The sequence below is a fragment of the Acinetobacter sp. ANC 5600 genome, from assembly GCF_002018395.1.
GTDB lineage: Bacteria > Pseudomonadota > Gammaproteobacteria > Pseudomonadales > Moraxellaceae > Acinetobacter > Acinetobacter amyesii.
The window spans coordinates 1-14,112 of record NZ_MVKW01000011.1; the positions used below are offsets into that span (position 1 = coordinate 1).

16 protein-coding genes and 1 pseudogene are annotated in these 14,112 nt (G+C 37.9%); 10 read left to right on the forward strand and 7 right to left on the reverse strand.

The features are described 5' to 3' along the window. Positions 1–12 precede the first annotated feature (12 nt). Both B1201_RS15720 and B1201_RS15725 read right to left on the reverse strand, forming a co-directional pair. Complete coding sequence (locus B1201_RS15720) at positions 13–750, reverse strand: putative type VI secretion system effector (RefSeq protein ID WP_228144798.1); 738 nt, start codon at positions 748–750, stop codon at positions 13–15. A gap of 17 nt (positions 751–767) precedes the next feature. Further along, positions 768–971, reverse strand: a complete 204-nt coding sequence (locus tag B1201_RS15725; protein WP_078194351.1) for a hypothetical protein — start codon at positions 969–971, stop codon at positions 768–770. A 128-nt stretch (positions 972–1,099) separates the two neighbouring features. Between B1201_RS15725 and B1201_RS15730 the strand changes: the two are divergent. The 3 genes and pseudogenes from B1201_RS15730 to B1201_RS15740 all read left to right on the forward strand — a co-directional run. Further along, positions 1,100–2,016, forward strand: a pseudogene (locus tag B1201_RS15730) (IS5 family transposase); the annotation flags it as partial. Between the two features lie 686 nt (positions 2,017–2,702). Then, positions 2,703–3,272: a 1-acyl-sn-glycerol-3-phosphate acyltransferase gene (locus B1201_RS15735; protein WP_078194352.1), complete on the forward strand. Its 570-nt coding sequence runs from the start codon at positions 2,703–2,705 to the stop codon at positions 3,270–3,272. 300 nt (positions 3,273–3,572) lie between these two features. Further along, positions 3,573–4,325 (forward strand): YebC/PmpR family DNA-binding transcriptional regulator, encoded by a 753-nt coding sequence (locus tag B1201_RS15740; RefSeq protein ID WP_078194353.1) that lies wholly within the window; start codon positions 3,573–3,575, stop codon positions 4,323–4,325. 90 nt (positions 4,326–4,415) lie between these two features. Here B1201_RS15740 and B1201_RS15745 read toward each other — a convergent pair whose 3' ends face one another. Continuing rightward, positions 4,416–4,886, reverse strand: coding sequence for an Lrp/AsnC family transcriptional regulator (locus B1201_RS15745; RefSeq protein ID WP_067763303.1), 471 nt, complete (start codon positions 4,884–4,886; stop codon positions 4,416–4,418). 482 nt (positions 4,887–5,368) lie between these two features. On the opposite strand from B1201_RS15745, the gene B1201_RS15750 reads away from it, so the two are divergent. Then, positions 5,369–6,697, forward strand: a complete 1,329-nt coding sequence (locus tag B1201_RS15750; protein WP_078194355.1) for a hypothetical protein — start codon at positions 5,369–5,371, stop codon at positions 6,695–6,697. Positions 6,698–6,778: 81 nt separating this feature from the next. On the opposite strand, the gene B1201_RS15755 is transcribed toward B1201_RS15750, so the two are convergent. After that, entirely contained in the window at positions 6,779–7,543 is a 765-nt protein-coding gene (locus B1201_RS15755) for a glutathione S-transferase family protein (protein WP_078194356.1), read from the reverse strand. A gap of 269 nt (positions 7,544–7,812) precedes the next feature. Between B1201_RS15755 and ychF the strand changes: the two genes are divergently transcribed. Next, positions 7,813–8,904 carry a redox-regulated ATPase YchF gene (ychF, locus tag B1201_RS15760; protein WP_078189045.1) on the forward strand — a complete coding sequence of 364 codons (1,092 nt, stop codon included), beginning with the start codon at positions 7,813–7,815 and terminating at the stop codon, positions 8,902–8,904. Positions 8,905–9,177: 273 nt separating this feature from the next. Then, positions 9,178–9,570, forward strand: coding sequence for a hypothetical protein (locus B1201_RS15765; protein ID WP_171263819.1), 393 nt, complete (start codon positions 9,178–9,180; stop codon positions 9,568–9,570). A 64-nt stretch (positions 9,571–9,634) separates the two neighbouring features. On the opposite strand, the gene B1201_RS15770 is transcribed toward B1201_RS15765, so the two are convergent. Beyond that, positions 9,635–10,174, reverse strand: a complete 540-nt coding sequence (locus tag B1201_RS15770; protein WP_078194358.1) for a DUF962 domain-containing protein — start codon at positions 10,172–10,174, stop codon at positions 9,635–9,637. Positions 10,175–10,274: 100 nt separating this feature from the next. Between B1201_RS15770 and B1201_RS15775 the strand changes: the two genes are divergently transcribed. Beyond that, a complete protein-coding gene (locus B1201_RS15775; protein WP_078194360.1) occupies positions 10,275–10,991 on the forward strand; it encodes a Crp/Fnr family transcriptional regulator in 717 nt (238 codons plus the stop codon). A gap of 87 nt (positions 10,992–11,078) precedes the next feature. On the opposite strand, the gene B1201_RS15780 is transcribed toward B1201_RS15775, so the two are convergent. Together B1201_RS15780 and B1201_RS15785 are read right to left on the reverse strand one after the other, a co-directional pair. After that, complete coding sequence (locus B1201_RS15780) at positions 11,079–11,237, reverse strand: hypothetical protein (RefSeq protein WP_228144799.1); 159 nt, start codon at positions 11,235–11,237, stop codon at positions 11,079–11,081. A gap of 434 nt (positions 11,238–11,671) precedes the next feature. Further along, positions 11,672–12,151 carry a hypothetical protein gene (locus tag B1201_RS15785; protein WP_078194361.1) on the reverse strand — a complete coding sequence of 160 codons (480 nt, stop codon included), beginning with the start codon at positions 12,149–12,151 and terminating at the stop codon, positions 11,672–11,674. 103 nt (positions 12,152–12,254) lie between these two features. Between B1201_RS15785 and B1201_RS15790 the strand changes: the two genes are divergently transcribed. The 3 genes from B1201_RS15790 to B1201_RS15800 all read left to right on the forward strand — a co-directional run bounded on the left by B1201_RS15790 (position 12,255) and on the right by B1201_RS15800 (position 14,090). Further along, positions 12,255–13,007, forward strand: coding sequence for an AzlC family ABC transporter permease (locus B1201_RS15790; protein ID WP_078194362.1), 753 nt, complete (start codon positions 12,255–12,257; stop codon positions 13,005–13,007). Further along, positions 13,004–13,351: an L-valine transporter subunit YgaH gene (gene ygaH, locus B1201_RS15795; RefSeq protein ID WP_078189050.1), complete on the forward strand. Its 348-nt coding sequence runs from the start codon at positions 13,004–13,006 to the stop codon at positions 13,349–13,351. The genes B1201_RS15790 and ygaH overlap by 4 nt, the downstream gene beginning before the upstream one ends. Positions 13,352–13,535: 184 nt before the next feature. Then, positions 13,536–14,090 carry a hypothetical protein gene (locus B1201_RS15800; RefSeq protein ID WP_078194364.1) on the forward strand — a complete coding sequence of 185 codons (555 nt, stop codon included), beginning with the start codon at positions 13,536–13,538 and terminating at the stop codon, positions 14,088–14,090. The last annotated feature ends 22 nt before the right edge of the window (positions 14,091–14,112 follow it).

The window sequence follows — 14,112 nt, forward strand, 5'->3', positions numbered from 1 at the left end:
AAATAGACTTTTTCATTTCTTATCAGAATAATCCTCAGGATAAGGATCATCTTTAATAACTTTTCGATAATCGTAAATAGATTCTAAAATTAATTTCTCTGATGTATCTTCATGTCGTGCAGTAAATAGATATATTTCTTGAGGATTTTTAAAGCCATACAAGTCAAAAATTTGTTCTGAGTTTTCACTGAGATATATTAATGAAGCTGCGGAACTTTTAATAATATACATAAATAAAAAATAAAAAGTAAAAATCGCAGAAAAGAATATTAAAAAATTTACTAAATCAAAATTTTGAGGGAGTACAATTATAAAAGTGAAAGCAATAACACAAGTTAGTGTAAACCATACTAGTCCCCCCTTGTTTGTGGATTTTTTAAAATTTGTTATCGAGGCCCCCATTCCAACTTGCATGTGTAGGATGCCTGTTGAAGGGCTTAAAACAGAAAATAACTCATAAACATTTTCTTCAATTTTTTTCGCAACACAAACTACATATTCATTCTGTTGTAATAAAACACGATGAAATTGGCCAACGCATATCTTTCCATTAATTTTCATAACAAGAGTTTCGATATGCAAACGTGACTGAGAAGCCAAAAATACACTTTGTGTTCCCAAAGTAACATTGCCTGCTAAGGTTCCAAGAATTGCAGATGAAGCTATTAATGAGTCTCCCTTTCCACCTAGAGCATTTAATACACCCTGATGAACTTCTAACTCTCTAATATAGCCTTCTAATTTAATCATATCTTCTCTATACATACTTATAAGCTCACAACAGCCTTAGCAAACTCTTGGTACACTTCAGTTGCATCTTTCCAAGGCTTTTCTTTACTATCTAATTTAAGAAATGGTGTTTTTTGACACCAATCTTTTAAAGCATCGTCAGACCCATTTTTTAGTTCTATTTCAACAGCAACCAGACTTAATGTTATTACATTCAAACCAGCAATCACACGTACACTCATTAAAAAGCCATGACTGCATGTTGCGACAGTTTTGTTGTCACATTTTTAAGTACAGCTGAACCCAGATGTGGCGCAACAGCACTAACAAGAAGACCAATCTGTCCAACGGTAAGTGCTAAACTTCATAAAAATCTACCAGACTACTAAATTGGTCCGCATATAACAAAGCTTTCATCAAGCGACGAAATATTTCAATCTGGTTTGATCCTAAGACCCAATGGTATGCGTAACCACAAAGTTAGCACGGACGAAATCAAACTTATTCCGATACAGCGATTCAATGCTGTTTTAATAATCAAATCTCTATTCCACCTTACTTTAAGCATGGTCACAAGCTTTGCTAAAGCCTGATTAAACTCTGTGGCTGAGCAGCCCCGAATATCAGTGATATTCGTACTCTACCCTTTGTAGACGACTAAAGCATATGGATATTGCGATAAGCTATCAGAAAAGTCTTAGTGGGTTACACTTACTCGTCGACTCTACGGGTTTAAAATTTTTAGCTAAAGGCGAATGGAAGCGTAAAAAGCATCAGCCTGAATACCGTCCGCAATGGCGTAAACTGCATATTAGTATTGATGCTGAAACGCTTCAAAGACGTGCTGTTCAGCTTACGAAAAATAATGTCAGTGATTCACAAGTACTTAGTGATTTTCTGGAACAAATACCACTAGATGAGGGAATAGATTCTGTCTATACCGATGGGGCGTACGACACGAAGTGCTGCAGACAAGTGAATTTAGATTGTCAAGCACATGCAGTGATTCCACCTAAGAAAAATGCAAAACCATCGAAAGATAAAAAGCTAGCTCGCTAGAGCGAAATAAGTTACTTCAAACGGTTAAACATTTAGGCAGAACTCTATGGAAAACTGTCAGGCTATCACCGTCGCAGTTTGGTGGAAACCAAGATGCATTGCATCAAATAATTAGGAGATAAGCTGACGGCAAGACATTTTCAAAGTCAGGTTAATGAAATTTATGCGCGTGTGGCAGTTCTGAATAGGTTTACGGAATTAGGTAGACCTCACACCCAAGTTGTTACTAAATTTAAATGGATTGGGGATAACTCACCCTTTGAAGGTTTATGCATCAAAGCCTTTTACAACAAGGAATAGCCATTTCTGAAACCTGCTCAAGAATATCTAATATTGAAAATCTAAAAAATATCTATTGAGATACAAGCTCAAGACTCAATAACAAAACCACATTAATATCTTTTTACTATTAATTAAACATAATTATTATATAAAATATATGGTATTAATAAATCAACTATGGGGCCTATAAATTTCGGCCAATATTAAGACTCAACCTGTTCAGGCTTTCTTAAGTCCAAATAAAACTCAACAATTGACCAAATAACAATCAAAGCAAACATAGCAACAGCGAATAACACAGCAGTTAAATAAATCATGCTTGAGTTCTCCGTTAGAAAACGAGTTAAGACCAACAGGTTAAAAGTTTTAACCTACGACAAAAGTCTAATAAGAATTTCTGACGGTGCCTAGCCATATTTAGCAAATTTTTAAGAGTATTTTTATCTATGATGATAGCTTTGCTATATAAAATTTAACCGATTTATTGCTAAAAAGTATCAGTCTTCAATCATCCCTTCTTATTCCGATTTGAAATATATGCACAATTCAGATCAAAGCTCACTTAAATCCTCTTGACTCATGATCCAAACAAGCAGAAATTACACCTTTTTTAAATCACCGTATCACCGACTATGTTGAAAAAGTTTATTGGCGAATCCGCATTTAAATTGGCGGGCTGGAAATACCACGTAGAACCTGATGTTTTAGAAAATAAACAAGTGATCGTCGGCTTTGAACACACCTCAATGATGGATGCTGTTCTTTCACTGGCCCTTTGCCAAATTTACGACATTAAAATTCACACGCTGATTAAAAAAGAACTCTTTAAAGGTCCATTTAAACCTGTTCTTGAAGCGATTGGCGGTATTCCTGTAGACCGTAAAGCCAATAAAGACATCGTGACTCAAATGGTTGAGCATTTTGAAGCTAGCGAAAAATTTAATTTAGTCATTGCTCCAGAAGCGACCCGTGCAGTACGTGGTGAAACACGAAAACCAATTCGTACAGGCTTTTGGTATATTGCTAAAGCAGCAGGTGTGCCGATTGTATTAATGTATGCCAACTCAAAAACCAAACAAGGTGGTATTTTCGGCAAGATTTACCCGACTGAGCTCGATCACGATTTAGCTTTAATTAAGCAACTCTATAAAGATAAAGTAGGTTTAGATATCGTGATCCCAGAACCTAAAAATAAAGACTAAGCGCCATTCACGTTTTAACGAACTACGTATTTAAAGATATAAATGTATCGTGCTCCACGCATTGTACATTTATATCTTCCTGTTATAACAGGATCAGACTCCCCCTTTTAGCCCGATTCTCATCATAAGAAAAATTACAGTACGGGCGTTTAGACATTTCGCATTATTTTCTCAAATTTGGATATTTTTTTTTCAACTACTCAATTCATGAAATCCAGTACTTTCACACAAAAAAGCCATTATGGTAGAATTTGCTCAATTTGATAGGCATAAGGCCAATCTACAAGGAGCATATTTCGCATGGCGGGTCATTCCAAGTGGGCTAATACTAAGCATCGTAAAGCAAAACAAGATGCAAGCCGCGCTAAAGTATTCACAAAATTTATCCGTGAAATCGTGACAGCTGCACGCTTAGGCGGCGGTGATGTAGCGTCTAACCCACGTTTACGTGCTGTTGTTGAAAAAGCATTAGTTGCAAACATGACACGTGACACCATTAACCGTGCGATCCAACGTGGTGTGGGCGGTGAAGAAAATACCGATCTAAAAGAAGTAACCTACGAAGGATATGGCGTTGGTGGTGTTGCAGTCATCATTGAAACAATGACGGATAACTTGAACCGTACTGTTCCTGACGTTCGTCATTGCTTCTCGAAAACTGATGGTAATTTAGGTACTGCAGGTTCAGTGGCTTATATGTTTACCAAACGTGGTGAGATTACTTTTGAAGATGTTTCTTTAGAAGATCAAATCATGGACATCGCTTTAGAAGCAGGTGCTGAAGACATCGAAGTAGATGAAGATGAAATTCTAGTTATCACCACACCTGAAACTTTCGGTGAGGTTCAGGATGCACTTGCAGCAGCAGGTTTAAAATCTGATAACGCCGAAGTGGTCATGAACCCTTCAACTAAAGCGTTAATTTCAGATATCGAACAAGCGAAAAAAATCATCAAAATGATTGATATGTTTGAAGATCTAGACGACGTTCAAAACGTGTATACCAACGTTGAATTTACCGATGAAGTAATGGCTGAGTTAGAAGCTTTATAATTCAATCGACTGAAGTATAAAACGCACCCCATCGGTGCGTTTTATATTTTCAAACATTAGCGAAAAATGAGTTTAAATCCTATGCAAAATTTAAACCTTATTTAACAATCCATTACAGTTAAAAACGTTATATTGCTTAATTACAAAGCTCGAATGTAATGCAACCACATGTTCAATTTTACCAATACGTTTGAGTAAAATTTCACTATAGTTTTCCATATCTCGTGCAACGACTTCCACAATAAAATCGGCAGACTGCCCTGTCACTAAAAATGCATTGATTACTTCTGGAATACTTTCAAGTTCTTCTAAAAATTTAGCAAATGTATCGGTATCATGTTTGCTTAAGGACACCTGTAGCAGCACATGCAAACTAAAGCCCAATTTTTGATAATTAATTTCACGTTTTAGACCACTGATAATATTGTGATCAATCAATTGTTTAATCCGACGATGTACGGAGCTGACCGATAAATTCACCCGCTCTGACAGTTCATTTAAATTGACATCTTCATGGGTCAAAATTTCTAAAATTTGTTTATCAAAACGGTCTAGTTCCATCAGTCTACTCCAGCCATTTTTGAAAACAGTGCTGATGATCCCAATTCATCAAACGCCTGTTGTCATTTTCAATGTTATTTTAAATTTTAAAATCAGCATTTATGTGCAAGTTTTCTCATGTATAGCATGATTTATTAAAAATAATAAAGCTCATACGCATTATGAACATAATAATTTGCATATATATCGTGTTTAAATGAATGTTTTTTCATCAAAGTTTAGTTTTTATATTCTAAATAACGTCTTTAGACAACCTACCAATAAAGCTTCTCGATGCATTCCATTGATCTGAATAAATCAATTTCAGATAAAAGGGAAAGATATTTTATTTATATTTTTCAATTTTTTATTTTTACTTTATTTTTCAATGTGCGCTCTATGTCACATTTCTTTTTTTTCACTTATTTACTTGGTTTGGTAATTACATTAAAAAATAGCGGCGGTTCATAAATATACAAAAAAACAAAAACGGAAGAATAAACATGGCAATTAAATCACTGAGTTCACTCAGCTCAAAATTAAGTTCTGTACTTAGTCCTTCCCTACAGCTCAGTACAATTAGCAGCACGGTCAGTAACCTACTTAGCCCGCTTAAACCTACAACCAACATCACGGATACGCTGACAGGATTATTAGGTAATTTAGGTGGGACAAAGTCTTTTGATTTTAGCGCACTGACTAAAACGCTTCCGCAAGTGATTAGCACGATTCAAAGTCTAACATCTAATAACGGTTCAAATTCGGATGCACTCAAGAAATTGATGACAACTCTGCAACCACTCCTACAAAACTTAGGTAGCAACGCTGGCTCAACAGAGATGAATCAGTTGGTTCAATCCTTACCTACCATTGTCAACAGCTTGCAAAGTTTACTGAGTAGCACCAATAATCAAGCCAATCTTCCTGACAATATTAGTAGCGCTGTAAATGCCATCAAACCACTGCTTGCTATGCTTGGAAGCGCAACTGGGTCAACGGATTCAACGCAAATTATCAATACACTCAGTCAAGTTTTAGAATATGCGCAACCCATTATTCAGATGATTGGGAGCTCGTCTTCTGGAAACATCGACTTTGGGCAAATTGCACAAGGTGCAACGAGTGCCCTCCTACCTTTATTAGCTTCAATCAATAAAGACAACTCAACTATTGATATGGAACAATTGAGTCATGCTTTACCGACTGTGATTGGAAGTGTGACCAATCTAGTGACCGCCATTTCATCAGCCAACCAAGGCAATATCCCTGAGACCATTTCAGGGGTGATCAAAGGACTTAATCCGCTGCTAGATTTACTGGCAAAAAGCGATGTCATCGATACGGATCAGGCTCAAACCGTCAAAGCGATTTATGATGTATTAAATAGCGTGAGCACCATTTTGGATGTGGTCAACAATCCATCCTTACTGACGCTTTCAACTGATTTAAATCAAGTGATTGATTCATTGAAACCAGTCATTGCTCTGATGGACAGTAATGGTGAAGCGACTCAGTTCCTCGATCAACTGACCATTCCAGATCTTGGCGATTTACTTGGCAATCTTGCTCCTGAAAAAATTGATCTTGGTTCTATCACGGATCAGTTCAACCAATTGACTGAAAACCTCACGGGCCAATTACCGAATATTAATGACCTATTGGAAAATTTAGGTTCTGCTCAAGGTGATTTTGATATCTCCACCATCATCCCAAGTATTAAGGATGCGCTAGGCAATATCTTCTACCCTGTTATGCCGCTGAATACTTTACAAGCCGATAGTATCAGTCCAGTGCTGAATATTTTGGATATTCAACAACAAAGCTATATTTAAGGATTGAATGTCTGATGAAAAAGCGCGCTGTTAGGCGCGCTTTTTTAAAGCAGTATGACGCAAAGTTTTCATATAAAGAGCTTATACACCACGCCAATCTACCCGTGCGTTACGTTCTGTTTGGTATATACGTTGCACATATTGACCTAAAGGCAAATCGCTCAAATAGGCTTTGTAAGCTTTAAACTCTTCTGACAAGGTTTCGCCATGCTCTTTTTCCCACGGCGTTCCAACAATCTCTAATATCGGCGCCAACATTGAACACACTGCAATATCAGCCAAACCTAATCGGTCGCCTACAAAATAACGCCCACCTTGTTCGATCAGACGTTGATTTAAATCAACCACAATTTCGTCCAATCGCTCACGTGAAGCCGCAACCTTATCCGTATCTAATTGATAACCTTTAGAAACTAGTGCCTTTATAATGGGCTTGGAATATTTTTCAAACTGACGTAAATAGCCCTTTTCACCAATTAATATATCAAGCGATTCTTCACTTTCATTTAATGCATGTGCCAAACCCCAACGGCGCACATGTTGGCCTAACTCAATGGAAAGTTCATTAATTTCCAAAGCATCTTCACGCAGTTTGACATCTGGACGGATCAGACTATGTTCGGGGTAGGTCGCATCCAAGTAAAAGGCGATTTGAGTTGAATCTGCAACCCAATGATCTTGATCACGTAAAATCGGTAATTTGTTTTGCCCTGTTTTAAGCTGTGCAAATGCACGATGCACACCTGGCATTAAATTATGAGCCACATAATCCAACTCTTTATGATCGAGTAACCAGCGCGCCTTTTCACAAAAATGTGAGAGTGGAAACTGGTAGAGAGTTCGCATAAATGCTCCAAGTTTTTGTTGTAACTGTGGTTTATAAAACCCAGTAATTTTATAGGGATACTTTAGTCACTGTGTTATTGAAACACAATGTCATTTTTGCACCTATTCTGCATCCGTAGTGCAACTTAAGCTTTATTCAGACGTGAATTCATCTCGATCTCAGCGCGATTCAATAAGTTATACATTCTCCCTCCCATATCACCTGACTTTATTATGGCTTTCATGTAAAATCATCCACAATTTTTTTATAATACTTTGTGAGTTATTTCATGGGTTTTAACTGTGGTATTGTCGGCCTGCCGAACGTTGGTAAATCTACGCTTTTCAACGCATTAACCAAAGCTGCGATTGCTGCTGAAAACTTCCCATTCTGTACAATTGAGCCAAATACTGGGATCGTACCTGTACCTGACCCACGTATGGATAAACTTGCTGAAATTGTAAACCCACAACGTGTTGTCCCAACCACGATGGAATTTGTGGATATTGCAGGTCTCGTTGCTGGTGCATCTAAAGGTGAAGGCCTTGGTAACCAATTCTTAGCTAACATTCGTGAAACGGATGCTATTGCACATGTTGTACGTTGTTTTGAAGACGAGAATGTCATTCACGTAAATGGCAAAATTGATCCACTTGACGATATCGCAACAATCAACACTGAACTTGCACTTGCTGACTTAGAAGCTGTTTCTAAAGCAATTACACGTCTAGCAAAATCTGCAAAAGGTGGCGATAAAGAAGCGATTGCGACCAAAGCTGTTTTAGACAAAATCTTACCTTTACTGGATGAAGGTAAACCTGCGCGTGCAGCTGACCTTGATGAAGATGAACGTAAATTGGTGCGTGGTTATGGGTTCTTAACCCTTAAACCAACCATGTATATTGCCAACGTTGCAGAAGATGGCTTCGAAAATAACCCTCACTTAGAAGCAGTACAAAAATTAGCTGCTGAAGAAAATGCGATTGTGGTTCCACTTTGCAACCAAATCGAAGCAGAAATTTCATTACTTGAAGACGAAGACCGTGCGGAATTCCTTGAAGCTTTAGGCATGGAAGAACCTGGTCTAAACGTGGTTATTCGTGCAGGTTATGGCTTACTCGGCCTTCAAACATACTTCACAGCTGGTGTACAAGAAGTTCGTGCTTGGACAGTAAAAATTGGTGCAACTGCACCTCAAGCTGCAGGTGTGATTCACACTGACTTCGAAAAAGGCTTTATTCGTGCTGAATGTGTTGCCTACAACGACTTCGTTCAATACAACGGTGAAGCTGGCGCTAAAGAAGCAGGTAAATGGCGTTTAGAAGGTAAAACATACATCGTTCAAGATGGCGATGTTTTACACTTCCGTTTTAACGTATAAGACAGTACTCATAAGAAGCCAGCAATTTGCTGGCTTTTTTAATTTCAGGCAAAAGCTCAAGCCAAAAAATAAGCATATTTAAAAACTTAAAACCTACTTAAAAACAAAATTATATCGACACGAATACATGATTTGGTTGCTGAGTCACCACAGTGCAACGACTTAAATCTCTACCGTTCTGCTATAAATTTACTCATAGGCACTAATGCCTATTTTCATAGAACAATAGCAATGAAAAAAATCAGCACAATTCTAACAGCAGGTATCTTTACAATGCTTAGTGCAACTGCGTTTGCATGTCCACAAGGCACCACACTTACAGGTGGTACAGGTGCAAACCATAAAGGTGGTACTTGTGTTTCCATTGCAAAAGATGCAAAACATCAGGAACATACTGCTACACATGCAGCACAAGTTGCAAAGCATGATGCAAAAGTCGCTCGACACGATGCAAAACAAGCCAGCCAATTGGCTCAGAGCAAAGTGAAATATAATCAAAAATTAGCAAAACATGATGCAGCTCAAGCACAGCATCTTGCAACACAAGCAAAATCAGAAGCTAAAACTTCAGCCCATGCTGCCAAAGCTGCAAATACTGACGCAAAAGCAAAAATCGCTGCACAAAAGGTCGCAGCGGAACAACATAAAGCTGCTGTGAAATCATAAACAGTTGAGAATTAACACATCGCAAAAAAAAGCCGGAATTATCCGGCTTTTTTATTCAAATCATTTATGGGTGAGCAGTTTGTAATGCTTTTGCATCCATCTCTGCGCGCTGTCTTCTTGCTTCTGTCAGCATGCGTTGTTCAAGCTCTTTACGAAAGCCGAGTAGAAACACAAACTCAGCTAGAACAAATAAAGGTCCTATTGCCAAGCCAATAACATCATCCATAAACGCAGGCTTTTTCTTTTCATAATAATGGCCGATAAACTGGATGATCCAACCCACTACAAAGATCCCCACACTCCAAATCAGCCATGACATAAGGCTCATTTTTGCGATCATTAAGGCTAAGGGATACGTGACGGCAAATACCAAAAGCATAATCAAACCGAAAATTTTATCTAAACTCAGGTAATAAATGACACTGGCAATAATCAACAACAATGCAAGGGTCAGTTCAAAACCTGAAATCATTAGCCCTGCTCGTGCTGTTAGACACATAATCGAAAATACAATAAGCGGAATACCCACAAAGTGCGTCAGCACATTTTTTCGATCTAAATGATATGCTGCATATTGGCTTAACAGTCTTTCAAGTTTGCTCATTAACTTACTCCTTGTTCATTCACTCATTTCACTATATAAAAAATGCATCAATAAAGTTGTCAGCTAATAGACAAGTTAGACCATAAAATAAGGATATGCTGTGCTGGACGCTCAATATGTGCATCAACTCAATAAAAATGTGTGGTATTCAGGCTTAAATATTTCCTTCCAAGACTTTATCTGCCGCCATGCCCTGACCTTAACTTTCGAAAAAGACGCACGTGTTTTTTTATCAGGACAGCGTTTTAATGGTATGTATGCAGTCTTAGAAGGTGCAGTTCGCTTAGGCTATATTGATATTCATGGCAAAGAAGCAATTGCCGCCATTGCTGAGCCGATTATGTGGTTTGGCGAAATATCCTTGGTTGACCAATTACCGCGTTCTCACGATGCCATCTGTACCAAAAAATCCACCTTATTACACTTACCAGCTCAAGCAATCCAGCAATTATTACAACAACACCCCGAGTTTTGGTTTCATATTGCCCAGCTCACCAGTCAAAAACTTCGCTATGCCTTTATGGAACTCATTGCCTTACATACGCAAAGTTTAAGTCAACGTCTCGCACAGCGTCTGCTGTTTATTTTAAATGGATATGGAAATCATTTGGAAATTGAGCAACACACCATACACATCTCACAGGAACAACTCGCGCAACTGATGAATTGCTCAAGACAATCAGTCAATCAGGAGCTTCAGCAGTTGGAAAAAATGCAGGTGCTTCGTGTTGCGTTTAAACAAATTGAAATTTTAGATCTAGCGCAGTTACATCAGATTGCTCATGCACTTCCTGTGCATGATGTCTGTCATTTGTGATTTAAATAAGTGCATTTAATTGCACCAGAATGATTCTTTATAGTTATTTTGCTTTTATTTGTGGCATTTTACTTTATTAAGTTTTGATCACGACAATAATTGGCAAACATTTACACTGTCAAAACCATTTGTACATGCTGCAACTTCTTGAGTTGATGCTTCTGATTTGTCTTCAGTCGCTGCTTGTACATTGACCGCTGTAGTCAAAACAACTAAAACCGATAACTTCATTAATGTTTTTTTCATCTTAATCACCTATTCAACGTCTTTAATTTAACTTACATACTTCATCTTTTACGCAGTAATTTTTACATACTTTATCAAATAATGATAATTTTAATTTTTTATCACATTATCCATACTTTATATTATTAATATTTTAAAGATATTAATTAAAGAAAAAGACAGACGATTAGCATTCTAAAATGGAGTGTTTTTTATCAATGAATCTTTATAAAAAATAATTATGCACTTAATAATCAATGCTTTTTATCTATTTAACTTCAGAAAAAAACCATGCAATTTGGAATTTAGCTCAATACTACTGCAGCGCACTGATTTAATTTTTATATGAAATAGCGATGATTTTAGGAGGATTTTCCAATCCTCTATTATAGATTTATTCTTGTTTTTTGATATTTTCCCAAAAAAAGCAGTGAAACTTCACTGCTTTGATCGGGTTAAATGCCTACTTTTTTCGGATCGGTATTTCCGAGTTCAGGGTTTTCAATCGCACCTTTGCATTGATTTTTATCACGCTCATAATCTGCTTGCTTTTGTGCAACAGTCGAACTCTGATCAATACTTTCACGTGCCCAAATTTCCAAACTTGTCAAAGCCTTACGACACAGTGCATATTTACCTTCAGTCACAGAATCGGTCATTTTGACATTGATACGCCATTCGGTACTCAATTTACGTGCTGGAACACGAACTTTCTCTTCCATCTGATCGACTTGTTTTGCATAAACAATCGGATCCGCTTCATTGATAAACGCCCAAGCTTTGGCAGCATACTCCGTTGCATCATTGGTTAATTTGGGTGCTGCTTTAATTTCGACTTGAGCTTGTTCAGCTCCATCATTACCACAGGCCTGCAACAACACCGTGCTGCTCAATAATGAAACAATCAGTATCCCACGCATCTTTAACCTCTGCATATCCAGCTCATTTCAGCAAACATATTCGGCACTATGCTAGTGAATTCGCGTACAATACTCAATCATCATTTGACCTGTTGTTCAACTCTTTCAAAGGTGTGTCGTGTCTGAGCACAAACTTCCTACAGTTCAGCCTGCGGGTTTTTGGCAAGGTGCTAAAGATAGTCAAGCCATTATCTTTACCTATCTTCCTGTTTCTTTTGCATTTGGGGTTTCTGCGACTCAATTTGGTTTCACTGCGTGGGAAGCCTTATTTTTATCATGCTCTATGTATGCCGGTGCCAGTCAGTTTCTCGTCGTTGCTTTACTGGGAAGTGGAACATCCATTTGGATGACTGCACTCACTGTGATTGCTCTCGATATACGCCATTTGCTCTACGGTCCTGCTTTACAAAACCTGATTCAAGACCGACTCAATTTAAAGAAAACGGCAGTTTGGGCTTGGGGTTTAACCGACGAAGTTTTCGCATCAGGCATGATCAAACTGTCGCAACGTCGTCAAGAATGGTCAGAATCTTGGATGTTAGGACTCAGCTTATTTAGTTGGCTGTCTTGGGCAACAGGCTCATTTTTAGGCGGTTTATTTGCCGATCAAGTCAGCAACCTTCCACAATTTTTACAAGCCGCACTCGACTTCCTACTGCCCGCATTGTTTTTAAGCTTTTTACTCGCAGCATTTGAGAAAAAACATACATTTGTGGTCACGGTTACAATTATTGTTTCTGCGATTGCCTGCTACTTTATCGACTTGTCTGCTGCGATTTTTATCGGTATTTCTTCTGGTATTTTTGCCGGTTTATTCAAACATTATGTCTTAAAGAAACCTGATCCTGAACATATGGGTGAAGCATCATGAATCTAGAAATTATCTTGGTTGGGATCTTGGTCGGGATTGCGAATTTTGCATCACGGTTTGGGCCATTTTTTGTAATTCAGAAATTTCAGCAAGGTTCACAACAGCGTGGCTCTTTATGGCTTAAAATCGCTTTGGGCTCGATTGGTATCGCTGCAATTAGTTCAATGTTGGTGGTTGCAACCTTACCGCCTCTGCTTGAAACCCCAAATAAAAGCTTTGCCATGTTGGTTGGTTTTGCTGTGCTTGCTGGCTTGTATTTCAAGTTTAAAAAAATTGTACCAGCTACGCTCACTGCGGCACTGACTTATGGCTTAGTCTATACCTATATACCTTTTCATCTCTAAAGCAGAGTCAGCGACAATCCAAATAAAGCCATAAAGTACACGCTTCATTAGCCTGTGTTTTTTAATTTTCAATATTTATGAGATAGTCAACGCATAACATAAAAAATGTAGCGAAAACCAATAGATAGCAAAGCACCATTTTATTCAAGGCAAAATTTATATTCATTCTAGACAACCATCTGAATTGAGTTGGCGACTGCAAAAGCCCATCGAAAGTATAAATTTTCAATACTTCATTCAAAGCCAGCTATTCAGTGGTAATTTCTGCGCTGTACATTGCCAACCTGCAGATCAGATACGCGCCATTTATATAGAAAAAAATCAGCAACAAAAGATTGTGGGCTTATATAACTGCACACAGCAGATTCTGCACTTACATCCACGTCGCCTGATGTTTCCACATATATCGATGCCTCGTCTGTTCAGCAACGTTCTGCAGCTGTCGGGTTTTTTATTGATTTTTCTATTGTGTATTTTCAGCCTCAGTTCATGGTTCAATTCATCATTTCACCCTCTGTCGGTGACTACAGATGCGCTTTATTTCACTGCCGTTTTAGGCTTAATATTGATTTTATGTATATGCACCGTACCACTGCTCGGATTACTGTACTGGCCCAACTTCCATCAAACATCTGTGCAGCTCCGTGCGCTTCAATGTGCTAATTTGGATATTGAGCCATTCCCTGCATCTGTAAAAAATGCAGGCATATTTAAAGTGAATTTAAATAAAAACAACTAAATATGATTTTTTAATATTTTCC